Origin of the sequence: Mesorhizobium sp. M1A.T.Ca.IN.004.03.1.1, assembly GCF_003997555.1 — a bacterium.
In the GTDB taxonomy this organism is placed as follows: Bacteria; Pseudomonadota; Alphaproteobacteria; order Rhizobiales; family Rhizobiaceae; genus Mesorhizobium.
In genome coordinates, this window is sequence record NZ_RZTV01000493.1 from 1 (window position 1) to 263 (window position 263).

1 protein-coding gene is annotated in these 263 nt (G+C 61.6%); it reads left to right on the forward strand.

Annotated elements, in window-relative coordinates:
* Positions 1-104: 104 nt before the first annotated feature.
* Positions 105-263, forward strand: a 159-nt coding sequence (locus tag EOD29_RS32590) for an efflux RND transporter permease subunit (RefSeq protein WP_164763984.1), incomplete at its 3' end; no start/stop codon positions are given.

A 263-nucleotide genomic window follows, 5' to 3' on the forward strand; every position in this document is an offset into this window, starting at 1 on the left:
CGGGGGAGCTCGTTGCGGTCGCCGAGGCGGACCGGCCATCTGCAGAAAGACCCGCGGAGGTCTCCGTGCGGTTGCCTGACGCCGTAACGCGGTGAGGCGGCGCCATGTCCCGTTTTTTCATCAGCCGGCCGATCTTCGCATGGGTGCTTGCAATCGCCGTCATGATGACAGGCGCGATCGCCATTACAACTTTGTCCATATCGCAATATCCGCAGATTGCTCCAACATCGGTTCGCATCACCGCCAATTATCCGGCCGCCGAC